The following is a 24842-nucleotide window of genomic DNA, read 5'->3' on the forward strand; positions in this document are numbered from 1 at the left end:
GGAACCGCCGAGCCGGCCCCTGCCGGCCCCGCCGTTGACGATCAGCGACCAAGGCGCGTTCTGGGTCGGTGTCGGGCGCAAGCCGACCGAGGCCGGGGCCGCCGCCGAGGCCGCGATGTACGTGCAGTACCAGATCCCGGCCGATCTCCGTCATCCGCTGCCCGTGGTGATGGTCCACGGGGGCGGCGGCCAGGGCACGGACTACCTCTCGACGCCGGACGGGCGCCCCGGCTGGGCCACCCGGTTCCTCCAGGCCGGTTACGCCGTGTACGTGGTCGACCGTCCAGGTCACGGGCGCTCCCCGTACCACCCCGATGTCCTCGGGCCCATGGAGGGCGCAGCTCCGACGTACGAGTTCATCCGCTGGCTGTTCTGCGACGGGGCGGGGCGACCCGGTAGCCAGTGGCCCGGCAGCGGCGAGATCGGCGCCGACTCCGCGCTGGACCAGTTGATGGCGAGCCAGGGACCCGCGTTGCCCACGTTCACCGAGAACGAGGAGCAGATGCGGCGCTGCGGGGCCCAGTTGCTGGACCGCATCGGGCCGGCTGTGCTCATCACCCATTCGATGGGCGGCCCCTTCGGGTGGCTCGTCGCCGACGCCCGGCCCGGGCTGGTCAAGGCGATCATCGCGGTGGAGCCGATCGGGCCGCCGTTCACCGAGCTGCCCGGCTTCGGCCGGCTGGACTGGGGGCTCACCGCGGCCCCGATCACCTACGAGCCGCCGGTCCGGGAACCGCAAGAGCTGCGCACCAGGCTCCGGGCAGCCGGAGCCGACGGGGTGCAGGACTGCCTCGTGCAGGACGAACCCGTCCGGTCCCTGCCCAACTTGAAGGGCCTCCCGATCGCCGTCGTCGTGGCCGACACTTCGCCGTTCGCGCCGTCCGGACACGGCGTCGCCGACTACCTTGCGCAGGCCGGTGCGGATGCCGAGCTGCTTCGCCTGCCGGAGATGGGGATCACCGGCAACGGTCATCTGCCCATGGGCGAGAAGAACTCCGACGAGGTGGCGGAAGCGCTGATGGCCTGGCTGGACAAGCGGCCGACAGCGGTGGAGCAGGACGCCCGATGACGATGGTGGAGGCCGATGTGCTCATCGTGGCGGGGTCAGACGCACCGGGCGCGACCCGAAGGTGTTGCCGCGCAGCGTCGTGCACGACCCGCTGCTCACGCTCACCATGCCGCCCGTGGAGTCCGCGACGAGCGGCATGAATGCGATCGCGCACGCCGTCGAGGCTCTGCAGGGCCGCGCCTGGGCGGGCGAGCCACCGTACGGCGGCTGACCCCTTCTACCGGGAGATCTCGGCGTGTGGAACGCCGGCCGCGCGTCGGGCCACCCGGCGTGCGACCTCGGCGAACGCCGGGGCGGCTGGCGAGTGGCCCGTCTTCCGGTAGGCGACCGCAGCCACCGCGTCGAGCGGCTCTTTCGGAGCGACGGTCTCCACTCCCGGGTGCTGGAACATCCGGACGCCCGACAGCGGCATCAGTCCCACCATGTGCTGGTAGGCGATCTTCAAGGCCATGTCCAGGGGCGAGCGGGCGTGGGAGCCGACCGTCGGAGCCTCGTGGTCCTCCTGGCGTCCCCCCACCCACAAGTCGTCCTCCGGGTGGGGGGTGACCCAGGGCTGGTCGTAGACCTCGGCCATGTCCACCGCGGCGGCCGAGGCCAGCGGATGCCCCTTCCGCAGCGCGAGGGAAACGGGCTCGGTGAAGATCGGGACGCGTGTCAGGCCCGGCATGTCGACGCTCAGACACAACAGCGCGACGTCGCACTCGCCGGCCAGCAGCGGAGCGAGACCCTGGTGGAAGTCCGCTTCGTGCACCCGGATCATGGCATGGGGATACCGCTCGCAGAACGCCTCGATGACCGGATGCGTCAGCTCCGCGAGAGCCACCCCGTAGAGCGCGACCCGCACCTCGTCCCGTCGCCTGGCCGTGATGGCGTCGGCCGCGGCGGCGAGCCGGTCGGCATCGGCCAGCACCTCGCCCGCCCGTTCGAGCAGTTCCGCGCCTTCGGCGGTGAGCGCCACATGCCGTTTGTCGCGGTCGAACAGCCGGACGCCCAGCTCACGCTCGAGGGCGACGATCGATCGCGTCAGCGCGGGCTGGGTGAGGTGCAGACGCTCAGCGGCGACCCGGTAATTCAAGGTCTCGGCGAGTGCCGAGAAATGGCGCAGGCTCCGGAGTTCCACTCAGCCCTCCAGAACGGCGAGGTCCACGGCGTTGTCCCCCGCGCCAGGTTACAGCGCCCTTCCGCGCACGTCACCGGGCAGAAATCCGGCCTCCGACCTGCTGTGATGCACGGCACTCATCACGCCCACGGCTACCGGCATTGGACGGTCCTTCGCCGCGCTGCCAACACTCCCTTCAGACCGACCCGGAACAGCAGCCAGGATGAGGTGCGAATTGTCCGAGACAACCGAGGTAGCCGAGAAAATCGTCGAGATTCCTCAGCCGGAGCCGGACCTGACACCGGAGGAACTGGTGCGCCGGGCCGCCGGTATGCGGGCCTGGCTACGTGATCATCAGGACGAGACCGAACAGCGGACCGGTATCTCCGAGGACACGCACAAGGCGTTCCTGGAGGCGGGTTTCTACCGGTCCCTCCAGCCGCGCCGCTTCGGCGGCTACGAGTTCGACCTGCGGACCTACTCCCGGATGGTCACCGAGGTGGCCCGCGGCTGCCCGTCCAGCGGCTGGAACCTGTGTCTGGCCGCCTCCCACAGCCTGGTGGTGGCCGGCCGCTTCCCGGAGAGCACCCAGCGCGAGGTGTTCGGGCCGGACGGTGACTTCCGGACCCCGCTGCCGATCGCCCCGAGCGCCACCGCGACGCGGACCCCCGACGGGTACCTGGTCAAGGGACGCTGGGACTACGCCTCCGGGGTCAACGTCTCCACGCACTTCCTGGGTGGCGCGCTCATCTTCGACGACGAGGGCGGCAAGCCCACCCCGGGCCTGGTGCTCGTGCCCTCCGGCTGGCGGATGCTCGACAACTGGGGCGAGATCCTGGGCTTCCGCGGCAGCGGCTCCAACAGCGTCGTGGCCGAGGACGTCCTCGTACCGTACGAGTACGTGTCCAGGATCCACCTGGCGAACGACGCCACCGACGGGCCGGGTGTGGAACTGCACGGCAACCCGATGTACGCGGGTCGGCTGATGTCGTTCTTCAACATCCAGCTGTGTTCGATCGTGGCGGGCACCGCCTGGGCCGCAGTCGACGAGTACCGGCGGATCATCACCACCAAGAGCAGCCCGCTGCCGCCCTTCACGCCGCGCAGCCACGATCCGGAACACCAGCGCAACCTCGGCCTGGCCACGGCCCTGGCCGACAGCGCGCAGCGGATCATCCTGTCGGTCGCCGACGACTACACCGCGTACGCCGCCCGGGGCCTGGCAGGGGGCGAGCCCTTCTCCGAACTGGACGACCAGGCTCTCTCCCTCACGGCCCGGCAGTCCGGCCAGCTCGCCTGCCGGGCCGTCGAGATGCTGGCCGCGGCCAGTGGCTCCAGCGCGCTGGCGAACGGCCAGCGCATGCAGCGGTACCTGCGCGACGTCGCCACGTACAAGACACACATCAACGCGCAGCACGGCTCGTGGGCTACGGGGTACGCCCGTTCGCTGCTCAGGCTGGAGACCTCGGCGTGATCCGGTCGACGCCCGCCGCGACGGCGCCCGGCAGTGGCCCGGCGGACGACCCCGAACGGTTCCGGCACGTGCTCGGCCACTACCCGACGGGTGTCACGGTGGTCACCGCGAAGGAACCCGACGGCACCCCGGTCGGCATGGTGATCGGCTCGTTCACCTCGGTGTCCCTGGATCCTCCGCTCGTCGCGTTCTTCCCCGGCCACTCCTCCATGACCTGGCGAAGGATCAGGGCCGGCGGCGCCTTCTGCGTGAATGTGCTGGCCGCGGGCCAGGAGGACCTCTGTCGGGACGTCACCGCCAAGGCACCCGACGTCTTCGACCGCCACCCGTGGCGCGACGCGGCCTCGGGCAGCCCCGTCCTGGCGGGCGTCGTCGCCTGGATCGACTGCGACATCGCCGACGTGTGGACCGTCGGCGACCACCACTTCGTCCTCGGCCGCGTCCGGGAACTCGGGGTGGAGAAGATCGGCGCCCCACCGCTGGTCTTCTCCCGGGGGCGGCTCGCCCCGTTGCCGCCCCGCCGGGACCACGACGAATCGGCCGACTACACGTGGCCCGATTGGCTCTGAACGACGTCGGGCGTCGCGAGCGTGGTGGAATGCCGCGACCCTGACCGTGTCCAGGTGCAAGATCTCGACTGCCCAGGCGGGCTGGCCGGATCTCCGGCGTCCGGGTCGCGCGGGCTCAGTTCGTCGGGGTGCGGGTGCGTGGTGAGGCGGTCCGCGGCGGCGGAGGCGAGCCGGACCGTCGCGCCGCCGGTCCGCGAGTCGACGGCGGGCGTCGTCTACAGTCGCCCTCGGACTCGCTGGCTCCGGGATGGGTGATGACGCGCTTGGCTGCTTCGGGCTCGGGCCGCCAGGGCGTGCCACCGCAGGAGTACGACGAGCTGGCACGTGAAGCGGTCCGCCAGGTCGTCCCCAACGCCGACCTGGAGGCGATGGCGTTCGGGTTCGGCATCGTCCGGGTGGCCAACCGGTTCCAGCAGGACGTCGAGGCGCATGTCATGCGTCCCGTCGGCCTGACCTACGCAGCGTTCCGGGTGATGTTCTGCATCCGGACCGTCGGACCGGTGCCGCCCAAGGAGATCGCCCGGCACTCCAACGTCTCGCAGGCGACGATCTCCAGCGTGGTCAACACCCTCGAACGCCGCGAGCTTGTCACGCGCACGCCGTCGACCGACGACGGACGCGGGGTCATCGTCGGGCTCACGCGCGCCGGCGAGACGACGGTGACGCAGCTCCTGCGCGAAATCAACGAGCGGGAGAGCTGGTGGCTCGCGGCGCTGCCCGCGGACGAGCGTGGCCGGCTCGTCGGAACGCTGCGGACTCTCCTGCACCGGGAGTTCTGAGCTTCCCTGCCCGGCGCTGTCGGTCCGGGGACCCCGAGGCCGAGGCCCTGCGGGCGGCCCCGGCCTGCCCCGGCATGCGCGGGCAGCCGGCTCTTGACGACGTCCCATGCGCGCCGTACGGTCTCGCAACAACTTAGAGGTCTAAGTACTTTTGGGGTTCGGCCGACGGCGACCGAAAGGGCAGCGCGATGACGACGACCCAGGGGCGTGCTGCTGCCGGCCTGTCCTCCGCGGCCCGCGCCGATCTCGTCGCGCTGCTCGGTGCGGACGCGGTGCTGGACGAGGATGCCTCGGGCCGTGAGTACGGCGATCCGTTCACGTTCGCCGGGTGGCACAGTCGTCGGATCTCGGCGACGGTGCTCCCTGAGACGGTTGCGGATGTACAAGGCATTCTGCGGCTCGCGGGCCGTCACGGATTCCCGCTGTGGGTCGTCTCCCAGGGACGCAACAACGCGTACGGCGGCTCGGCGCCGCGGGTGCCCGGTTCGGTCCTCGTGAGTCTGCGCCGGATGAACCGGGTGCTCGAGGTCGACGAGGAGCACGCGGTGGCCCGCGTCGAGCCCGGCGTCCGTTTCTTCGACCTGTACGACCACTTGCGGGCGGGCGGGCACCGGCTCTGGTCGTCCGCCCCGGACCTCGGGTGGGGCAGCGTCGTCGGTAACGCGCTCGAGCACGGCGTCGGGTACACCGTCCACGGCGACCACGCGGCACGGCTGTGCGGCCTCGAGGTCGTGCTCCCGGACGGCGAGGTCGTCCGCACCGGGATGGGTGCGATGGACGGCAATCCCGCCTGGAACCTGCACCCGCGCGGCTTCGGCCCCACGTTCGACGGCTTGTTCGGGCAGTCGAACCTCGGGATCGTGACGAAGGCCGGCGTGTGGATGATGCCCGAGCCGGAGCACTACTTCTCCGGGAGCATCCGGGTGCCGCGCCGCGAGGACCTGCCGGCGCTCGTGGACGCCGTGCGCCCGCTGCTCCTGTCCGGGGTCATGCAGAACCCGCCCGCCATCGGGCATCCCGCGTTCATCGCTGCACTCGTCCCGGGGGCTCCGTCCCGCAGCGAGGTGCACTCCGGTCCGGGGCCGATCCCCGAGGCCGCGGTCGAGGCGCTGGCCGCCCGCCTGGACCTCGGCCGCTGGACGATGCGGTTCGCGCTCTACGGGACCGAGTGGGTCGTCGCCGCACGGCTGGCCGCGGTCCGGGCGGCGGTCGCCGTCATCGACGGCGCACGGGTCGACGGCACAGCGTTCGCGGGGCACGAGGTGCACGACCTCGCTCGCGACCAGAACGCCCAGGTGCAGGCAGGCATCCCCAGCCTGGACCTCATGAAGGCCCTGGACTGGTACAGCGGTCCGGAGGGCGGCCATCTCGACTTCTCCGTGGTGGCTCCCTTGCGCGGCAACGACATCACCCGTCTGCACGACCTGCTCGACGGGCTGATGGCCGGCACCGGCCTGGACTTCGACTGCGCGATGATCCTCGGCCGCCGGTACGCGATCAACGTCATGCAGCTGTACTTCCACCCCGAGGACGAGGCCACGGTCTCGCGCGTCTGGGAGCTCTACCCGCGGCTCGTCCGCGCGGCCGCAGCAGAGGGGTTCGCGCTCTACCGGGCGCACCTGGACTTCATGGACGTCGGGGCGGAGCAGTTCGACGCCCACGACCACGCCCAGCTCCGCTTCAACGAACGGCTCAAGGACGCACTGGACCCCGCGGGGGTCCTGGCACCCGGCAAGCAAGGGGTCTGGCCGGCGGCCTACCGGGCCGGCTGACCCGCGCGGTCCGCACCGGACCGTGCGCACCTGCAACCCCGCTCTGCCGCGGGGGTCCTTCTTCTGCGCTCCGCCCGAACGCCTGTCTCGATGAGGAGATGCCGTGAACATCCGTATCCACGCCCGGCGGTGGCCCGCCGTCGCCGCCGTCGCAGCGGCCGCGTTGGTCCTCGCCGCCTGCGGCGGCGGCTCGACGAACGCCGCGTCCGCCACCGCATCGGGGCCCGCGAACACCGGGCCGGCGTCCTCCTGCGGGGAGGGGACGGGACAGAAGGCGACCGGGGAGCCGATCAAGCTCGGCGGTGTCGTCACCAACATCCCCGGGCTGAGCTTCACCGACGCGACGGGCATGGTGAAGGCCTACTTCGACTGCGTCAACGACAACGGCGGCATCCACGGCCGGCCGCTCGAGTACGTCCTCAAGGAGGACGCCCTCGACCCGCAGCTCACGGCCTCGCAGGCGACGAACCTGCTCGACAGCGAGAAGGTCGTGGGGCTCGTCGGCTCGATGAGCGTGCTGGACTGCGTCGTCAACGCCAAGACGTATGCGGACCGCGGTCTGCGGGCCATCAACCTGGGCAGCAGCCTCGAGTGCTTCAGCACCCCCGCGATCGCCCCGGTCAACGACGGGCCGAGCTTCAGCGCGCTGTCGACGGCGAAGTACCTGCTCGACTCCGGGGCGAAGAAGCTCGTCATCTTCACGAGCAACACCCCCGGGTCGGACGCGATCAACGAGTCGATCACGCTGCTGGCCCAGCAGGCGGGGGTGCCGGTCGAGGCCTGGCTGGAGAACGTCCCGGTGAACGACGCCAACGGGCTCGCGCTGCGCGCCGTCCAGTCGGCCGGCGACGGCGGTGGGGTCGTCGTCAACCTCAACCCCGGTGAGGCCATCAAGGTCTTCAAGGCGGTCCAGCAGCAGGGCCTGCTCGACCGGGTCAAGTGGGGCTGCCCCGCCGGCTGCAACGACGCGTCGTTCGCCAAGCAGCTCGGCGGTGCCTGGGACGGCAAGCTCGGGATCGACGCCGAGATGAACATCGTCGGCTCTGGCGGTCCTGACGACCAGCTCTACCGCACCGTCCAGGCGAAGTACGGCCCGAAGACGGCGGTCGGCAACTTCGGCCAGCTCGGCTTCACCGCCGCGAGGATCGCGACCAAGGCGCTGCTGACGATCCCGGCGGGCGGCGACGTCACGGTGTCCACCGTGTCAGCGGCCTTCCAGGGCCTCACCAACTACACGTCCGACCTCTACTGCAAGCAGTGGTACTTCGGCACCCAGGGCTTCCACGCGGCCAACAACTCCACCCGGATCGTCACCCCGAGGAAGGGTGGCTTCGAGCAGGTCCGGGGCTGCCAGGAGATCCCCGCCCTGCCGAACAACAAGTTCGCCGACGCCCGCGCGTACGAGAAGACGCTCGGGATCGGCTAGGGATGACCGTCTCGCAGTACGTTCCCTTCCTGGTCCTCGGAGTGTCGCTGGGCAGCGTGTTCGCGCTGTCCGGCGTGGGGATCGTCGTCCTGTACCGGGCCACCGGTGTGCTGTTCCTCGCCGGAGGTGCGGTCGGAGCGTTCGGCACCCTCTGCGCGTGGAGCCTGGTCGACGGGGCTGGGCTCCCGGTGGGGGTCGCGGCGGCGGTGGCGGTCGCCGTCGGCGTCGGCGTCACCCTCGCCTACGGCCTCGTGGTCGGCCCCCGGCTGGCCGACCGCGAGCCCGTGGTGAAGTCCACGGCGACGCTCGGGCTCCTGCTGGCCCTGCTCGGCACGATGTCGACCGTCTGGGGAGCGGACACGTACGACCTCACGCTGCCGAGCACGGAGTGGGGCCTGCGGCTGGGAGAGGCCTACGTCAACGGGACCCAGCTCGCGGGCCTGGTCCTCAGCCTGCTCGCGACCGTCGGGGTGTCCTGGTTCCTGCGCCGGACGAGGACGGGGACGGCGATGCGTTCCCTCGCCGAGGACCGGCAGACCACGGCGATGCTCGGCGTCGACGTGGGCCGGCTGGAGGCTCTCGCCTGGGCCGGATCGGGGCTGGTCTTCGCGGTCAGCGGCCTGCTGCTGTCGAACATGGTCGGGCTCGACATCACCGGCCTCACCTTCCTCGTGGTGTCCGGGCTGGCCGCGGCTCTGCTGGGCGGCCTCTCGTCGCTGTCCGCGACGTTCGCGGGCGGGATCGCGATCGGCGTCATGCAGTCCCTGCTCACGCCGATCTCTGCGGTGTCGTCGTACCGGGCGCTGACGCCGTTCGTCGTGGCGGTCGTCGTCGTCCTCGTCATGGCGGGCCGCCGGCCGGCCACGGCCCGGGTCTGAGGAGGCTGGAGTGCACGGGACGACCGAACAGGTCCGGCGAGTCGTGGGCGCGCCGCTCGCCGTGGCGGTGACCGCGGCCCTGGTGCTGCCGCCCGTCGTCGGGAGCTACTGGCTCCAGATCCTCACCGCCGCGGCCGTGTACTCCGTCGTGGCGCTGGGGCTGGGCATCCTCTACGGCCGGGTCGGCCTCATCTCCATGGGGCAGATCGCCATCCTCGCGATCGGCGGATGGACGGCGTTGCGCCTCGACCAGGCGTTCGCACTGCCCTTCCCGCTCCTGCTCCTGGCGGTCGGGCTGGTGACCGCAGTCGTGGGAGTGCTCATCGGCCTGCCCGCGCTGCGCCTGTCCGGTCTGCACCTGGCACTGGTGACGCTCATGCTCGCCGCCGCCCTCACCATCGTGCTGACGAACGCCGGCTTCCCCAACGGGGGCAGCGGGCTGCTCGGACACGACCCTTTGAAGCCCGGCAACGTGGCCCTGCCGCGACCGTACTGGGCGACGACGGACGAGGCGTACTTCCGGCTCACCGTGCTCGTCTGCGGGCTCATGTTCGTCCTGGCGCTGGCGCACCTGCACGGCCGTCCGGGGCGGGCGTGGGCCGCGATCCGGCAGAGCGAGTTCGCGGCGCGGGCGGCCGGGATCAACGTGACGCTGTACAAGCTCGTGGCCTTCGCACTGGCCTGCTTCATGACCGGGGTGGCGGGCGGTCTGCTCGCGGCGAGCAGTGGCGGGCTCAGCGTCTACCAGTTCGCCGCGCAGGAGTCGATCTCCCTGCTGGCCGTCGTGCTCATGGCGGGCATGGGATCGCCGTGGGGCGCGGTGCTCGCGGGCGTCCTCATGAAGGTGATGCCGGCTGTGTTCGACGGCCTCGGGGTGAGCAGCAACCTGCTCCTCGTGCTCTTCGGGCTCGGCCTCGTGCAGACCCTCGTCACGTCCCCCGGCGGGATCGTGGGGAAGCTCGGGCACGACCTGGGCCGGCTCCGCCGCACGCTGCGCGCCCGCCGTGCCGGTGCCCCCGCGCCGGAGCCCCCGGACGCCGTCCCGGCGGCCCGGCCCGGCACGTCGCCGCCGGCCCGCGTGCCCGACGACGGGCACCCCGCCGCGGGCGCCGCACCGGCGGTCACGTCGAGCCGGCAGGGGGGACGATGATCCTCATCGACGACCTCACGGTCCGGTTCGGCGGCGTGGTGTCCCTGAACGCGGTCCGGGCCGAGCTGCCGATGGGCACCGTCGGGCTCATCGGCCCCAACGGCGCCGGCAAGACGACGCTGCTCAACGTGCTCTCCGGGTTCGTCCGGCCGACGGCGGGACGGGTCGTCGCGTTCGGCGAGGACCTCTCCGGCATGCCGGCTCACACGAGGGCCCGGTGGGGCGTGCGCCGCACCTTCCAGACCGAGCAGGCGATCGGAGCGCTCTCGGTCGCGGAGAACGTCGCCATGGTCCACGAGCACTGCGGCAGCGGACGTCGCGACCGGCGAGCCGCAGTCGACCGGGCGCTGGAGTTCACCGGTCTCACCGGGCAGCGCGACCGCCCGGTCGCCGGGCTCTCGGCGGCCGACCGCCGGTTCGTCGAGCTCGCGCGCGCGGTGGTCGGACGGCCACGGGTCGTCCTGCTCGACGAGCCGGCTGCCGGCCTGCCCGAGGCCGAGACCGCGCGGATGCGCGACGCCATCCGGGAGATCCCCGAGCAGTTCGGGGCGTTGGCCATCCTCGTCGACCACGACATGGCCCTCGTGTCGGCGTGCTGCGCACGTGCCGTCGTCCTCGACTTCGGTCGGGTCATCGCGGCGGGCCCCACCACGGAGGTCCTCCGGGACGAGCACGTCCGGCGGGCCTACCTCGGGACCGAGGAGGTCGCGTGAGCACCACCGACGAGACGCCGAGCGGTCTGCGGCTGCGTGGGCTGCGGGTCGCGCGCGGCGGGAGGGAAGTCCTCCACGGCGTCGACCTCGACGTGCCGGCGGGCGAGGTGACGGCTCTGCTCGGCGCGAACGGCGCTGGCAAGTCGAGCCTCGTCCTCGCCGTCGGGGGCCTCGTCCCCGTCACAGCGGGGGAGGTGAGCCTCGGCGGTCGCCCGATCACGGGCCTGCGGCCGGAGCGGATCCGGCGGCGGGGGGTCGCCGTCGTCCCCGAAGGCCGGCGGCTGCTGAGGACGCTCACCGTCGGCGAGAACCTCGAGGTCGCCACGAGCAGCGTCTCCAAGCAGGTGGCGAAGGACCGCATCGAGGGTGCGCTGGAGCTGTTCCCCGAGCTGCGTGAGCGGTGGGGCCAGGTGGCGTCCACCCTCTCGGGCGGCCAGCAGCAGATGGTCGTGCTCGCCCAGGCGCTCGCGGGGCAACCCGAGGTCCTCGTCGTCGACGAGCTCTCGCTCGGGCTCGCGCCCGTGGTGGTGCGCAGGCTCGCACCGGTGCTCTCGACGGTGGCGCAGGCCGGCACGGCGGTGCTGCTCATCGAGCAGTTCGCGCACGTGGCGCTCGCGGTGTCGACGACCGCCCACGTGCTGTCCGGCGGGTGCGTCATCGCGAGCGCCGCCTCGCGGACCTGGCAGGACGACCCCGAGGCCTTGAGCGCCGCCTACGCGCTCGGGGCTGCGGCAGGCACCGCGCCCACGGAGAGGCAGAGCGCATGAACACCCGGACCGACGACCCGTCGACGCAGACCCGACGCAGCGGCCTCGACGTCGCCGTCGACCGCTTCGCCGCAGCACTGGGGGCAGAGCACGTCACGACCGACCCGTTGCAGGTCAGGCAGTTCCGCGACCCGTACGCCCATCCGGCCTGGGTCGAGCACCAGCCGGCCGCTGTCGTGTCGCCCGCGAGCACCGCGGAGGTCCAGGAGGTCGTCCGGATCGCCGCCGCGACGGGCGTGCACCTGTGGCCGATCTCCCAGGGCAGGAACAACGGCTACGGCGGGCCGGCCCCTCGGGTCGGCGGCGGCGTAGTCGTCAACCTGCGCCGGATGAACCGCATCCTCGAGCTCGACGAGGAGCTCGCCTACGCCGTCGTCCAGCCCGGCGTGCGCTTCTTCGACCTCTTCGAGGAGATCCGCCGTCGGCGCCTGCCGTTGTGGCCCTCGATCCCCGACCTCGGCTGGGGCAGCATCGTCGGCAACACCCTCGACCACGGCATCGGCTTCACCCCGCTCGGCGACCACCAGGCGCGGCAGTGCGGCATGGAGGTCGTGCTGGCGGACGGCTCGTTGCTGCGCACGGGGCTCGGCGCCATGACGACGGCCCGCACCGGAGCGTTGCGCAAGTACAGCTACGGGCCGTCCGCGGACGGCATCTTCATGCAGTCGAACTTCGGCATCGTCACCGAGATGGGCTGCTGGCTGGTCCCGCAGCCGGAGGTCTACGTCGCGGCGGACGTCGTCGTGGAACGGGACGAGGACCTGGCTGCGCTCATCGACGCGGTCCGGCCGCTGCTCCTCGACGGCACCATCCCCAACCACCCGATCGTCTACAACACGGCGCTCGTCGCGGGGGCGCTCAGCGACGTGCCCCGCAGCCACTGGCAGCAGGACCCGGGGCCGCTCACCCCCGAGACGCTGCTGCGGATGCGTGCCGAGACCGGGTGCGGAGCCTGGTTCATGCGGTTCGCGCTCTACGGACCGGCGGCGATCGTCGACGCTCAGCAGGCGCTGTGCGAGCAGGCGCTGGCACGGGTGCCGTCGGCGCGGACGAGCCTGCGGCGCAGGGACGGTGCCACCGCGGTCGACGAACTCCTGGACCGCGCCCGGTCGCACACACCGCCCACGGGTCCCGAGGGCGCCGTCGCGCGACTGCGCCAGCAGTCGGACTCGACCCAGGCCGGCGTGCCGTCGCTGGACCTGCTGGAGCACCTCAGCTGGGACGAGCAGGGCGCCGGCGGCCACCTCGACTACTCGCCGGTGGCACCGCTGGACGGTCGCTCGGCGCAGGACCTCTGCGACTTCCTCGACGGAGCGTGTCGGGACCTCGGCGTCGACTTCGCCGTGTCGCTCATGCTCACGCCACGAGTCATGATCGCCGTCGTGTCGCTGTGGTTCGCCACGGCGGACGAGGCCGGCACCCGGGCTGCCTACACGACGGTGCGCTCGCTCGTGCATCGCGGCGCCGAGCGGGGGTACGGCGCGTACCGGACGCACCTGGAGCACATGGACGACGTCGCCGCGACGTACGACTGGAACGACCACGCGGGGCTGCGCCTCGCCGAGCGGCTCAAGGACGTGCTCGATCCACGGGGCGTCCTGGCCCCGGGCAGGCAGGGCATCTGGCCGGGGTCGATGCGTGACCCGGCCGATCGGCCGCTGCGACCGCTGGGAACGCACGTCGACGACGGGACGGTGGACTGAGATGACCGGACATCTGGCCGGCAAGGTGGCACTCGTCACCGGCGCCTCCGGCGGCATCGGCAGGGCGAGCGCCGTCGCACTCGGGGCGGCCGGGGCCACCGTCGTCGTCACCGACGTCGGGCAGCGCGCCGACGACGGGGAGAAGACCGTCGCGCTGGTCCAGGAGGCGGGCGGCGACGCCTGGTTCGAGCCCCTCGACGTCACCGACGAAGCTGCGTGGGAACGGACGGTCCGGGACGTCGTCGCCCGGGCGGGGCGGCTCGACCTGGCGCACAACAACGCCGGCGTCGGACACGCGGCCCACCTCGTCGACACCAGCATCGAGGACTTCCATCGGGTCCTCGCCGTCAACCTCACCGGCGTCTTCCTCGGCCTCAAGCGCCAGATCCCGGCCATGCTCGCCGGTGGCGGCGGGAGCATCGTCAACACCGCCTCCCTCGCCGGGCTCAAGGGCCTGGAACGCGGCAGCGCCTACTCGGCGAGCAAGCACGCGGTGGTCGGTCTCACCCGCAGCGCGGCCCTGGAGCTGGCGGGCAGCGGGATCCGGGTCAACGCGGTCTGCCCCGCCGCCACGGAGACCCCGATGACGGCGGAGCTCCCGGCGGACCTGCGAGCCGCGATCGTCGCGCCGCAGGCGATGAAGCGCTTCGCCGCGCCGCGGGAGATCGGTGCAGTGGTCGCGTGGCTGCTCTCCGACGAGGCATCCTTCCTCACCGGGGTCGCCTTCCCCGTCGACGCCGGGGCGACCGCGGGATGACACCACCACACACACTCGGGTCCCCGGTCACCGACCGGCCGCCCGCACCGGCCGAGCTCGACGGCCTGGTCGTGCTCGTCACCGGCGGCTCCAGGGGCATCGGTGCGGCCGTGGCCGACGCCGTGCTCGCCGCCGGCGGCAGTGTCTGCCTCACCGGGCGGGACGCCGGGACGCTCCGCGAGACGGCGGATCGTCTCGGCGGTGGCGACCGGGTGCTGTCCGCGCCGGGAGACGCCGCCGAACCCGGCCATCGCGAGCGCACGGTCGACCGGCTGATGGCCCGGTTCGGCCGGCTCGACGCGGTCGTCAACAACGCCGCGGCGGCCGGGACCCCGACCCTGCTCGTCGACTCCCGGGCGGAGGACCTGCGGCAGGCGTTCGAGACGAACGTCGTTGCCCCGTGGGACTGGGTCCGGCTTGCGTGGGAGGTGTGGATGGGCGAGCACGGTGGCCGGGTCGTCAACGTCTCCTCCGTCGCCGGGCTGCACCCCGAACCGGGGATCGGGGCCTACGCGGTGAGCAAGGCCGCCCTCCACCACCTCACGCGGGCGATGGCCCTCGAGCTGGCTCCGGGCGTCCGGGTCAACGCCGTCGCCCCGGGGCTCGTCCGCACCGATGCCACCCGCCCGATGTGGGAGGGCCGCGAGACCGAGGTCGCCGCCGCCCACCCGCTCCACCGTATCGGCCGGCCGGACGACATCGCCGCCGCCGTCCGGTTCCTCCTGGGCCCCGGGGCGTCCTGGATGACCGGCCAGACGCTGGCCGTGGACGGCGGGCACACCGTCCGCCTCGCCCCCGCCGGCGACTGGCTGCAGCGCCGGCCGAGCACGTCCGCAACAGGAGCACCATGACGTACACCACGACCACCTCCGCGACCGGTGGGCAGGCAGCGAACCGCGGCGGCGCACGCCCGGACCGCACCGCCGAGCCCGGGGCCACCGTGCCGGTGGGGAAGGCGATCGTCGACGCCCTTGTCGCAGAGGGGGTCTCCCTGGTCGTCGGGATGCCCGGCGGGCACATCCTGCCGATCTACGACGCGATCCTCGACGAGCCGGCGATCAGCAGCGTGCTCGTCCGGCACGAGCACCAGGCCGCGGCGATGGCGGCGGCGCACGCCCAGCTCACCGGCCGGCCCGCCGTCGTCCTCGTCACCGCGGGACCGGGGGTGACGAACACGCTGACCGCCGTCGCCGAGGCGTGGGTCGGGACGCTGCCGCTGGTCGTGCTGGGCGGGCGGGCGTCCACGGTCACCGCGCACCGCGGGGCGAGCCAGGAGATCCCCACCGACCACGTCTTCGCGCCGGTCACCAAGTGGTCCGTCCGGGTCGACCGCGCCGAGCTGGTGCTGGACACCCTGCGCCGGGCCTTCACCCTCGCCAAGAGCGGGCGACCCGGCCCGGTCCTCGTCGACCTGCCACGCGACGTCCTGCTGCAGAGCGTCCGGGACGAGCGCTACGCGCCCTCCGCGGCGCCGGCCCGCCCGGCTGCCGACCCCGGCGCGGTCGCGCGCGCGGCGGAGCGGCTCGCGGGGGCCGCCAGCCCGGTCGTCGTGGTCGGCGGCGGGGCGATGGCCTCGGACGCCTCCGCGGCCGTCGTCCGGCTGGCCGAGTTCCTCGACGCCCCGGTCCTCACCAGCCTCGCGGGGCGGGGTGTCGTCCCCGAGGACCACCCGCTCGTCGCCGGCGGGCTCGGTGCGCACCGCAACGCCGTGTCCAAGCGCGTGCTCGCCGAGGCCGACGTCGTCATCGGTCTCGGGACGCGGTTCGAGGAGATGGAGACGAACTGGCAGCTGGGGGCCGTTCCCGGCCCGAACGCCAGCTACCTGCAGGTCGACATCGACCCGTCCGAGATCGGCCGCAGCGTCGGGGCGGACGTCGCCCTCATCGGGGACGTGCGCACCGTGGTGGAGCAGCTGCTCGGCGAGCTGTCGTCCGGATCGTCCGCGGTGCTGCGGGACGCCGCGCGCGGCGCCGCGCGGCGGGCCCGGCTCGCCGTCGACCTCGCCGAGCTCGAGGAGCACGTCGCTGCGCTGGCGCGGTCCCCCCAACGGCCCCTGCATCCGGTCCGCGTCATCCGGGCCGCGACGGAGGTGTTCGGTCGCGACGCCGTCCTGGGCTTCGACGTGGGTGCCCTCGCCCAGCAGATCGGCGGGGCCTTCCCCTTCACCAGGGTGCCCGGCCCGCGGGCCGCCGTCGTGCCGTCCAGCTTCTACGGCATGGGGTTCGTCGCCGGGGCCATGCCGGTCGCGCGCTTCGTGCACCCGGAGCGGCCGGCACTCTGCTTCGTCGGTGACGGGTCCTTCCAGATGGTGATGCCCGTGCTCCCGACCGCGGCGCAGTACCGGCTCGGGGTGACGTGGGTCGTGCTCAACGACGACGCCCTCGGTTCGATCTGGGACCAGCAGCACCTCAGCTACGGCGACCGGATCATCGACACCCTCTTCGAGCACCAGCCCGACCTCGCGGCGGTGGCGGTCGCCTGCGGCTGCGTCGGTGAGCGGGTCGAGGACCAGGACGACCTTCCGGCCGCGCTGGCCCGTGCCGCCGAGGCGAACCGGCGGGGGATCCCCGCGGTCGTCGACGTGGCCGTCGCCCGTGAGCGGTTGCCGCAGACGCTCGAGCACGCCCCCAACGTCTATCGCCAGCAGACCTGACCCGAACCACCAGGAGAACCCATGTGTGCATCCCACTCGCCCGGGCCACCGGCGACGGCGCTCGACCACGTCGGGCTGTCCGTCCGCGACCTGGAGGCGGCGATCACCTTCTACCGCAACGCCTTCGGGCTCGCCGAGGAGTTCCGGTTCACCGTCGACGGCGCGGGGATGACGGCCGTGGTGCTGCGCAGCGAGGACGGCTGGGCGGTGGAGCTGATGCACCGGTCCGACTCCGTCGACCCGGTGGCCCGGTACACCCAACCCGACGAGGCGGTCCGCAACCGCGGCTACGGCCACCTGTGTGTCCGGGTCCAGGAGCTGGAGACGGTCTTCGACCGTCTCCTGGCTGCAGGTGCCACGGTCGTCGTGCCGCCCGGGCCCGCGTGGCACCCCGCTGTCCGCTACTCCTACGTCGCGGACCCGGAGGGCAACCTGGTCGAGCTCGTCCACTTCCGCGCCGGGGTCGACCTGGCGGCGCCGGCATGACCGGCTGGTTCGACGGGCGCGCGGGCATCGTCACCGGTGCCGCCGGCGGGATCGGCCGGGCGACCGCCCTCGCCTTCGCCCGGCGTGGTGGCGCGGTCCTCGTGACCGACCTCGAGGCCTGCTCCGAGGAGGGCGAGCGCACCGTCGAGGCCATCCGCGCCGACGGCGGCACCGCGGAGTTCGTGGCGGGTGACGTCACGAGCGCCAAGGACCAGGAGAACCTCGTCGACGAGTGCGTCCGCCGGTTCGGACGGCTCGACTTCGCCCACAACAACGCGGGCATCGAGCACTCTGCGTCGCTGACGGACATGGAGGAGGTCGACTTCGACCGCGTCCTTGCGGTGAACCTCAAGGGTGTCTGGCTCGGGATGAAGTACCAGCTGCGGCACATGCTCGCCGCCGGGTCCGGTGCCGTCGTCAACACGTCCTCCCTGGCTGGGCTCGTCTCGCCGCCGCTGCTCGGTGCGTACGTCGCGAGCAAGCACGCGGTGCTCGGCCTGACCAAGACCGCCGCCGTCGAGTGCGCCGACGCCGGGGTCCGGGTCAACGCGGTCTGTCCCGCGTCGATCCGGACGCCGCTGATGGACGTCCTCACCCCGGACCAGCTCGAGCTGTGGGTCGGCCGGATGGCCATCCACCGGCTCGGCGAGCCGTCCGAGGTGGCTGCGGCCGCCACCTGGCTCTGCTCGGACGAGGCCACCTTCGTCACCGGCGTCGCGCTGCCCGTCGACGGAGGGGCGACGGCCAAGTGAACGACGTCGCCGGGCCGCCCACCTGCCCCGAACGCCCCACACCCTAGGAGCACCCGTGTCTCTCGCCCTGTCCGAGCAGCCCGCGCCGAAGCTCGACGTCCTCGCCGTCCCGCGGGAGGCGGACCGGCTCCTCGGGATCGTCACCGACGAGCGTCAGCGCACCATCCTGGAGAACTTCCGGCGGCACGCCATGCTCGAGGTGGCCGGCCGCTGGCCCGAGATCCTCGCGCCCGAGCTCACCAGCTCCCACCCGGTCTACCGGGTGGCCGCGGGGACGACGACCGAGGTCTTCGACGGCTACGACGCCGTCGCCGGCTTCTACCGCGGGATGACCGACGTCGGGCTCAACCTCATCATGCCCCTCTCGGAGCGGATGGCCGTGGCCGACTGGGGGCTCGCCTTCGAGTCCTTGCTCGCCCACGTCGTCCCGGGCCCTGCGCTGCCCCTGCACGGCGTCGTCGTCGACGGTGTCGACCCGGCAGCGACCTACGTCCTCACCGAACGGGTGGCCAACGTCTGGCCGTACGACGCCGACGCGAAGCTGTTGGGGGAGAACGTGTTCATCGACGTCGGGTCGCGCAACCTCTACCTCCTGGAGCCCGCCGACGTCATCACGACCGACCAGGCGCGGCAGGCACTGGAGCCGCTGCTGGAGGCGGCACGGACCAGCTGACGTCCACACACATCGATCTCGAGCACAGGAGGAACGGTCATGGGTCTGTTGGATCCGGCGGTCTGGTCGGAACGGGTCTTCTCGGTGGGGGGCTGGGTATCGGGCAGCGGTGGCGCGGCGGACGTCGTGGAGCCGGCGACGGGTGACGTCCTGGGGCGCGTGGGGGTGGCGACGCAGGACGACGTGACGAAGGCGGCTGCCGCCGCGGCACAGGCGCAGCGGGAGTGGGCGGCGGCGTCGTACGAGGAGCGGGCGGCGGTCCTGCGGCGTGCGGGGCAGCTGTGGCTGGACCATGCGGCGGAGATCGAGTCGTGGATCGTCCGCGAGGCAGGCTCGATCCCGCCAAAGGCCGCGCTGGAGACGCACGTGGCGAGCCAGGAGTGCTTCGAGGCGGCGGCGCTGCCGTCGTTGCCGGCGGGGTCGGTGCTGCCGAGTGCGGAGCCGCGGTGGAGCTTCGCGCGGCGGCGGCCGGTGGGGGTGGTGTCGGTGATCGCGCCGTTCAACTTCCCGTTGATCCTGTCGATCCGTTCGGTGGCGCCGGCGTTGGCGTTGGGGAACGCGGTGCTGCTGAAGCCGGACCCGCGGACCGCGGTGTGCGGTGGTGTGGCGTTGGTGCGGGTGTTCGAGGAGGCCGGGCTGCCGCCGGGCCTGCTGCACCTGCTGCCGGGCGATGCGTCGATCGGGGAGGCGGTGGTCACCGCCTCCGAGGTGCGCGTGATCTCGTTCACCGGCTCCACCCGGGCCGGGCGGATCGTCGGCAAGATCGCCGGGGAGCACCTCAAGCGGGCGCACCTGGAGCTCGGCGGGAACAACGCGCTCGTCGTCCTGCCGGGGGCCGACCTGGCGAAGGCGGCGTCGGCGGGGGCGTTCGGGTCGTTCATGCACCAGGGGCAGATCTGCATGACGACCGGTCGGCATCTGGTGCACACCAGCGTCTACGACGCCTACGTCGAGGCTCTCACCGAGAAGGCACGGCACCTGCCGGTCGGTGACCCGGCGACCGGCCAGGTCGCGATCGGTCCGCTGATCGACGCCGGTCAGCGGGACCGGGTGGATGCGCTCGTGCAGGACACGGTGCGGGCCGGTGGCCGGCTCGCGGCCGGCGGGACCTACGACGGGTTGTTCTATGCGCCGACCGTGCTGGCGGACGTGACGCCGGACATGCCGGCGTATGCAGAGGAGGTCTTCGGTCCGGTGGCGCCCGTCGTCGCGTTCGACACCGTGGAGGAGGCGGTGCGGCTGGCGTCGGACAGCGAGTACGGGTTGTCGTTGGGGATCCTGGGGGATGTGGGGTTGGCGATGCAGGTCGCCGACGCAGTGCCGTCAGGGATCGTGCACATCAACGAGCAGACGGTCGCGGACGAAGCGAACGTGCCGTTCGGTGGCGTCGGCGCGTCCGGCACCGGCTCCCGGTTCGGTGGCCCGGAGGCCAACCTGGAGGCGTTCACCGAGACGCAGTGGCTGACGGTGCGGGGCAGCATCGCCCCGTACCCGTTCTGATCCGGACCCGCAGGTAGCCGTACCAGACGATCCAGCGCTGATGCCCGACGACATCACCAGGCCCGATCAGGAACCCGAGGAGGACACGTGCCCACCAGAGTGCCCAGGGAGAAGCCGCGCAAGTGGATCGACGCCGAGATCGAGTCGCTCGACCCGGACGTCGACCACGCCCGGATCTGGCAGCTCGGCAACGCCTACCGGACCAGCCCGATGATCCTCAACATGGCGGTGTGCCAGGGCTTCCTGCGGCTCGTCGGGCCGGCCAGCGGCGCACGCACACTCGTCCGCGGCGGCACGGGCAAGGTCGTCCTGCACCAGCAGCGTCGGATAGAGCACACCATGCGGGAGGTGTGGACCTGGTACACCGGCGAGGGTGCGCACGACCCGCGCGTGCGTGAGTCGGTCGAACGGGTGAACAAGCAGCACGACGCCTGGGCGGGGAAGTACCCCGACGCGATCCTCGACGTGCGCCAGTACACGAACACGATCTGCATCATGGCCGCCGAGCCGCACCGCGTGATGCAGCGGCTCGGCCTGCCCGGCTTCAGCGCCAAGGAGCAGCGGGCCGCCTACCGGCACTGGTCGGAGATCGCCCAGCTGTTCCGCATCGGCTCGGACCAGGGCGTTCCGCTGCCGGCGGACTTCGACGGGATGCTCGACTTCCTCGCCGACTTCGAGCGCAACGACTACTCGACCGGTCCGGAGAGCAACGTCGTCGCCGAGGCGCTGCTGCAGCAGTTCAGCGACCGCTGGTTCCCGCGCCCGTTGCACGGGCTCGGTCGTGGCCTTGTGCTGTCCCTTGCGACCCCGGAGCTGCTCGCCGTCCACGGGCTCACGGCCCCGCGACCGCTCGTGGCCCGGATCCTGCGGTGGGCGCTGCGCACGCTCATCACCGTCGGGCAGCGATGGGCTCCCGATCCGGTCGAGGTGGCGCCGATCCCCGCCGCGTTCGCCGAGCCCCGCCCGGAGTCCCCGATGGGCGGCCGGCTGAAGGCCGCTCTGTCCAGCATGAGGGAACGACGGCCCGGGCCGGACGGGTCGACGAGTACGAGCGTCTGACTCGTCGGCCGGGACCGGTACACGGTCGTCGGGATCCTCGCCCGTCCGCACCGGCTCCCGAACGCGACCCGGGGCCCGAATGAGCGATCCCTCGATCCTTGCCGCGCCGCGATCGGTGCCGGCGTCGACCAGCAGCATCCAGTCACGGGTACGGAGGCCGAGTTGGTGGCGGATGCGGGCCGGCAGGCGCAGGGGACCGCGCGCTGTGCTCCTGCTGGCGCTCGCGCTCGGGATCAGCAACGCCATCTGGCCTGCACGTCGATCCGCCGGCGGCTGACGCACCCCGGGACGTCGCCCGCCGAGAGCTCCCAGGAGTGCGCGGCGAGCGGGGTGATGGGAACGGTCATGTGTGGCAACAGATGCAGGCCCGAGGATGTCGTGGAGCTGCTGGTTGTCCTCGACGGCGAAGATGCCGAGGTTGGCGTACCGGCCCGCGCACCGCCAGATCGGGCGAGAGCCTCGATCGGAGGTGGCGGTGGCGTGTCCCGAAGGCAGGATCCAACGTCACAAGAAAGATCTGGGCTAGGCGGATGTCCTGGGCACGTCGATCTTCTCGAACTGTTCCAGGAGGGTCGGGTCGTCGACCGCGTCCCGGCTGACGACGTGCTCCGGGTCGGCGCCCTGGAGGATCCGCTTGACGGGCACCTCGAGCTTCTTGCCGGTCCTCGTGTGGGGAACGGCGGCCACCTGGAGGATCGCGTCCGGCACGTGCCGCCGCGACGCGTGCACGCGCAGTCCGTCGGAGATGCGGGCGCGCAGGTCGTCGTCGAGGACGCGGTCGCCCGCGAGTGCGACGAACAGGACCATCCAGTAGCCGCCGTCCGGCTGGTCGACGCCGACGACCAGCGCCTCCGCCACTTCCGGCATCTTCTCGACGACCTCGTAGATGTCGGCGCTGCCGAGGCGGATGCCGTTGCGGTTCAGGGTCGCGTCCGAGCGGCCGTGGATCACGACGGTCCCGCGTTCGGTGATGGTGGCCCAGTCGCCGTGGCGCCAGACCCCGGGGTAGACGTCGAAGTACGCCGCTCGGTACCTCGACCCGTCCGGGTCGTTCCAGAGCTGCACCGGCATCGTCGGCATCGGCTTGGTCACCACCAGCTCGCCGACGGTTCCCCGGACGGGTTCGCCGGCTTCGTTCCACGTGTCGACGGCGACGCCCAGCGGCCGCGCCGAGAGCTCGCCGGGCCAGATCGGCTTCGTCGGAGATCCGGTGGCGAGGGCCGAGACGATGTCGGTTCCGCCGGACATCGAGACGAGCGGCATGTGGTCGCCCAGCTGCGCGCGAACCCAGTGGAACGCGGCCTGCGGCACGGGTGAGCCGGTTGCCCCGATCATGCGGAGCCGGTGGCCGGAAGGCACCCGGGTGCCGTGCCGCTCGCACGCCTGGAGGTAGCCCGGGCTCGCGCCGAGGATGGTGGCGCCGTGCTCGACGGCGACCTCCCAGAGCCGGTCCGGCGTCGGGTGGGTCGGGCTCCCGTCGTAGGCCACCATCGAGCCGCCGACGAGCAGCATGTTGACGGCGAAGTTCCACATCATCCAGTTGGTCGTCGTGTACCAGAGCATGCGGTCGGCCGCGCCGGCGTCGAGCTGCAGCCCGACGTGCTTCTGGTAGTCGAGGGTCACTGCGCCGTGACCGTGGACGAGGCCCTTCGGGATTCCGGTCGTCCCGGACGAGTAGAGCACCCACAGCGGGTGGTCGAACGGCACCGGGCTCGGCGCCAAGGCGTCGTGCGCCGTCGCCAGGACCTCGTCCCACGTGGCCACGTCGCGATCGGCCACGATCGGCGGAAGGCCGAGATGCGCCACGTGCACGACGTGCTCGACGGTCGGCAGCAGTTCGAGGAGCCGGGCGCCTTCGGCGCGGCGATCGAAGGCCCGGCCGCCGAAGTGGTAGCCGTCGGCGACGAGCAGCAGGCGCGGCTCCAGCTGCGCGAGCCGGTTCGCGGCGGCCTCGGCCGCGTAGTCCGGCCCGCAGCACGACCACACCGCTCCGACGCTGGCGGTCGCCAGGAACGCGACGACCGCAGCGGCGCAGTTGGGGATGTACGCGACGACCCGGTCACCGCGTTCGATCCCACGCTCCGTCAGTGCGGCCGCGACGGCGGCGACCTGGTCTTCGAGAGCACCCCATGTCAGCGAGCGGCTCGCCCCCGGCTCGGTCACCTCGACGACGGCGACCGCGTCGACGTCGCGTTCCCGGAAGACATGGCTGACGTAGTTGAGGTTCACGCCGGGGAACCAGGTCGCGCCGGGCATCTCTGCCGAGGCGAGCACCGTGGTCGGCGCCGGTTCGGAACGCATGTCGAAGTAGTCCCACGCGGCCGCCCAGAACTCCTCCAGGTGCTCGACGGTCCAGGCCCAGAGGTCGTCGTAGTCGCGGAACCGGATGCCGTGCGCGTCCTCGACGAGCGCCGTGAACTCCGCGAGCCGGCTGCGGGCGGCGTCCTGCGGATCGGGGACCCAGATGGGGGGCATGAGGTGCTCCAGTCACTGGTAGCCGGGGAGGAAACCTACGACGCCAACACCTTGACGCATCGTCTGAGGTTTGTCAGCATCATCATGTGGCAAATGTCAGACAGATACGGCCGAGGGAATCCGCGGCCCTCGAGGGAGAGTGATCGTGGTGTCAGCAACCGCGGCAGGCCGGCCTGCGCCGCTGGTGTCGAGCCTTGGCTATGTCGGCGTGACCGCTGCCGACCTGGGCGCCTGGGAACGGTTCGGCACCGATGTGCTCGGCCTCGAGATCGTCGAATCCAGCCCCGATCGCCTGTTGCTGCGCGCCGACGAGCGCGCGTTCCGGGTCTCGGTGACCCCCGGCGACGGGAGTTGCGAGTTCATCGGCTGGGAGGTCGCGGACGCCGCCGCGCTCGACGACGTGGTGTCGGCGCTCGGCCGCGCCGGCGTGGAGACCACGCGCGATCCGGTGCTCGCCAAGGAGCGGGGTGTCGCCGACCTCGTCCGGGCCGTCGATCCGGCCGGGACGAACCTGGAGTTCTTCCACGGCCAGGAGACGCCGGCGACGCCGTTCACGTCGCCGACGGGCGCCACCTTCGTCACCGGAGAGCTCGGGCTCGGGCATGCGGTGCTCGTCGTGCCGGACATGGACGAGGCTGAGCGCTTCTACCTGGAGACGCTCGGCTTCCGCGAGTCCGACCGCGTCCGGACGCCGCGTTTCGACGTGCTGTTCACCCACTGCAACCCGCGGCACCACAGCCTGGCGATGATGCCGACGAAGACCGGACTCGAGCCGGGTCTCCACCACTTCATGATCGAGGTCGACGACCTCGACACCGTCGGTCACGCGCTCGACGTGGTCCTGGACGGCGCCGCGCAGCTCAACAGCTCGATCGGCAAGCACATCAACGACCTGATGGTGTCGTTCTACTGCCAGACGCCGTCGAAGTGCGAGGTGGAGTACGGCGTCGGGGGCATCACGATCGACGACGCGACCTGGGTCCCGAGCGTCCACACCATCGAGAACGTGTGGGGGCACCGCCGGATGCCGGGCGCCCCGTCGGACGGCATGCCGGCCGGGATGTGAGCGCGCAGCCAGCCGGACCGCT

Annotated in this window: 23 protein-coding genes and 1 pseudogene; 21 read left to right on the top strand and 3 right to left on the bottom strand. The window is 72.2% G+C overall.

The window, feature by feature from the left end; translation table 11 throughout:
• Positions 1-34 precede the first annotated feature (34 nt).
• Both ACQEVB_RS36685 and ACQEVB_RS36690 read left to right on the top strand, forming a co-directional pair.
• The gene (locus tag ACQEVB_RS36685) at positions 35-1069 is read left to right on the top strand and encodes an alpha/beta hydrolase (protein ID WP_432983023.1); all 1035 of its coding nucleotides are present in this window, start codon (positions 35-37) and stop codon (positions 1067-1069) included.
• A gap of 61 nt (positions 1070-1130) precedes the next feature.
• Positions 1131-1280 (top strand): hypothetical protein, encoded by a 150-nt coding sequence (locus ACQEVB_RS36690; protein ID WP_432983026.1) that lies wholly within the window; start codon positions 1131-1133, stop codon positions 1278-1280.
• 6 nt (positions 1281-1286) lie between these two features.
• Here the strand turns inward: ACQEVB_RS36690 and ACQEVB_RS36695 are convergent, their stop codons facing one another.
• A complete protein-coding gene (locus tag ACQEVB_RS36695; RefSeq protein ID WP_432983029.1) occupies positions 1287-2189 on the bottom strand; it encodes a LysR family transcriptional regulator in 903 nt (300 codons plus the stop codon).
• Between the two features lie 214 nt (positions 2190-2403).
• Between ACQEVB_RS36695 and ACQEVB_RS36700 the strand changes: the two genes are divergently transcribed.
• The 18 genes from ACQEVB_RS36700 to ACQEVB_RS36785 all read left to right on the top strand — a co-directional run bounded on the left by ACQEVB_RS36700 (position 2404) and on the right by ACQEVB_RS36785 (position 21279).
• A complete protein-coding gene (locus ACQEVB_RS36700; RefSeq protein WP_432983032.1) occupies positions 2404-3642 on the top strand; it encodes an acyl-CoA dehydrogenase family protein in 1239 nt (412 codons plus the stop codon).
• Complete coding sequence (locus ACQEVB_RS36705; RefSeq protein ID WP_432983035.1) at positions 3639-4211, top strand: flavin reductase family protein; 573 nt, start codon at positions 3639-3641, stop codon at positions 4209-4211. Before ACQEVB_RS36700 ends, ACQEVB_RS36705 begins: the two co-directional genes overlap by 4 nt.
• Positions 4212-4465: 254 nt before the next feature.
• On the top strand, positions 4466-4990 hold the full coding sequence (locus tag ACQEVB_RS36710; RefSeq protein WP_432983038.1) for a MarR family winged helix-turn-helix transcriptional regulator: 525 nt from the start codon (positions 4466-4468) through the stop codon (positions 4988-4990).
• A 188-nt stretch (positions 4991-5178) separates the two neighbouring features.
• A complete protein-coding gene (locus ACQEVB_RS36715; RefSeq protein WP_432983041.1) occupies positions 5179-6762 on the top strand; it encodes an FAD-binding oxidoreductase in 1584 nt (527 codons plus the stop codon).
• A 103-nt stretch (positions 6763-6865) separates the two neighbouring features.
• Positions 6866-8188, top strand: a complete 1323-nt coding sequence (locus ACQEVB_RS36720; protein ID WP_432983044.1) for an ABC transporter substrate-binding protein — start codon at positions 6866-6868, stop codon at positions 8186-8188.
• 2 nt (positions 8189-8190) lie between these two features.
• Positions 8191-9066 carry a branched-chain amino acid ABC transporter permease gene (locus ACQEVB_RS36725; protein ID WP_432983047.1) on the top strand — a complete coding sequence of 292 codons (876 nt, stop codon included), beginning with the start codon at positions 8191-8193 and terminating at the stop codon, positions 9064-9066.
• Positions 9067-9076: 10 nt separating this feature from the next.
• On the top strand, positions 9077-10216 hold the full coding sequence (locus ACQEVB_RS36730; RefSeq protein ID WP_432983050.1) for a branched-chain amino acid ABC transporter permease: 1140 nt from the start codon (positions 9077-9079) through the stop codon (positions 10214-10216).
• Entirely contained in the window at positions 10213-10929 is a 717-nt protein-coding gene (locus ACQEVB_RS36735; protein ID WP_432983053.1) for an ABC transporter ATP-binding protein, read from the top strand. The genes ACQEVB_RS36730 and ACQEVB_RS36735 overlap by 4 nt, the downstream gene beginning before the upstream one ends.
• Positions 10926-11696 (top strand): ABC transporter ATP-binding protein, encoded by a 771-nt coding sequence (locus ACQEVB_RS36740; RefSeq protein WP_432983056.1) that lies wholly within the window; start codon positions 10926-10928, stop codon positions 11694-11696. The genes ACQEVB_RS36735 and ACQEVB_RS36740 overlap by 4 nt, the downstream gene beginning before the upstream one ends.
• A complete protein-coding gene (locus tag ACQEVB_RS36745) occupies positions 11693-13399 on the top strand; it encodes an FAD-binding oxidoreductase (RefSeq protein WP_432983059.1) in 1707 nt (568 codons plus the stop codon). Before ACQEVB_RS36740 ends, ACQEVB_RS36745 begins: the two co-directional genes overlap by 4 nt.
• A 1-nt stretch (position 13400) precedes the next feature.
• Complete coding sequence (locus ACQEVB_RS36750) at positions 13401-14156, top strand: SDR family NAD(P)-dependent oxidoreductase (protein ID WP_432983062.1); 756 nt, start codon at positions 13401-13403, stop codon at positions 14154-14156.
• The gene (locus tag ACQEVB_RS36755; RefSeq protein ID WP_432983065.1) at positions 14153-15007 is read left to right on the top strand and encodes an SDR family oxidoreductase; all 855 of its coding nucleotides are present in this window, start codon (positions 14153-14155) and stop codon (positions 15005-15007) included. Before ACQEVB_RS36750 ends, ACQEVB_RS36755 begins: the two co-directional genes overlap by 4 nt.
• Positions 15004-16809, top strand: coding sequence for a thiamine pyrophosphate-binding protein (locus ACQEVB_RS36760; protein WP_432983068.1), 1806 nt, complete (start codon positions 15004-15006; stop codon positions 16807-16809). The genes ACQEVB_RS36755 and ACQEVB_RS36760 overlap by 4 nt, the downstream gene beginning before the upstream one ends.
• Before the next feature lie 21 nt (positions 16810-16830).
• Positions 16831-17295 carry a VOC family protein gene (locus tag ACQEVB_RS36765; RefSeq protein ID WP_432983071.1) on the top strand — a complete coding sequence of 155 codons (465 nt, stop codon included), beginning with the start codon at positions 16831-16833 and terminating at the stop codon, positions 17293-17295.
• Complete coding sequence (locus ACQEVB_RS36770; protein WP_432983074.1) at positions 17292-18047, top strand: glucose 1-dehydrogenase; 756 nt, start codon at positions 17292-17294, stop codon at positions 18045-18047. Before ACQEVB_RS36765 ends, ACQEVB_RS36770 begins: the two co-directional genes overlap by 4 nt.
• 55 nt (positions 18048-18102) lie before the next feature.
• Positions 18103-18720 (top strand): hypothetical protein, encoded by a 618-nt coding sequence (locus ACQEVB_RS36775; protein WP_432983077.1) that lies wholly within the window; start codon positions 18103-18105, stop codon positions 18718-18720.
• A gap of 39 nt (positions 18721-18759) precedes the next feature.
• Complete coding sequence (locus ACQEVB_RS36780; protein ID WP_432983080.1) at positions 18760-20220, top strand: benzaldehyde dehydrogenase; 1461 nt, start codon at positions 18760-18762, stop codon at positions 20218-20220.
• A gap of 87 nt (positions 20221-20307) precedes the next feature.
• Entirely contained in the window at positions 20308-21279 is a 972-nt protein-coding gene (locus tag ACQEVB_RS36785; RefSeq protein WP_432983083.1) for an oxygenase MpaB family protein, read from the top strand.
• Between the two features lie 381 nt (positions 21280-21660).
• On the opposite strand, the pseudogene ACQEVB_RS36790 reads toward ACQEVB_RS36785, so the two are convergent.
• Positions 21661-21777, bottom strand: a pseudogene (locus ACQEVB_RS36790) (hypothetical protein); the annotation flags it as partial.
• A 24-nt stretch (positions 21778-21801) separates the two neighbouring features.
• Positions 21802-23754, bottom strand: a complete 1953-nt coding sequence (locus ACQEVB_RS36795) for an acetoacetate--CoA ligase (protein WP_432983086.1) — start codon at positions 23752-23754, stop codon at positions 21802-21804.
• Positions 23755-23824: 70 nt separating this feature from the next.
• On the opposite strand from ACQEVB_RS36795, the gene ACQEVB_RS36800 reads away from it, so the two are divergent.
• The gene (locus ACQEVB_RS36800; RefSeq protein WP_432983089.1) at positions 23825-24820 is read left to right on the top strand and encodes a VOC family protein; all 996 of its coding nucleotides are present in this window, start codon (positions 23825-23827) and stop codon (positions 24818-24820) included.
• The last annotated feature ends 22 nt before the right edge of the window (positions 24821-24842 follow it).

Origin of the sequence: Pseudonocardia sp. CA-107938, from assembly GCF_050936315.1 — a bacterium.
In the GTDB taxonomy this organism is placed as follows: Bacteria; Actinomycetota; Actinomycetes; order Mycobacteriales; family Pseudonocardiaceae; genus Pseudonocardia.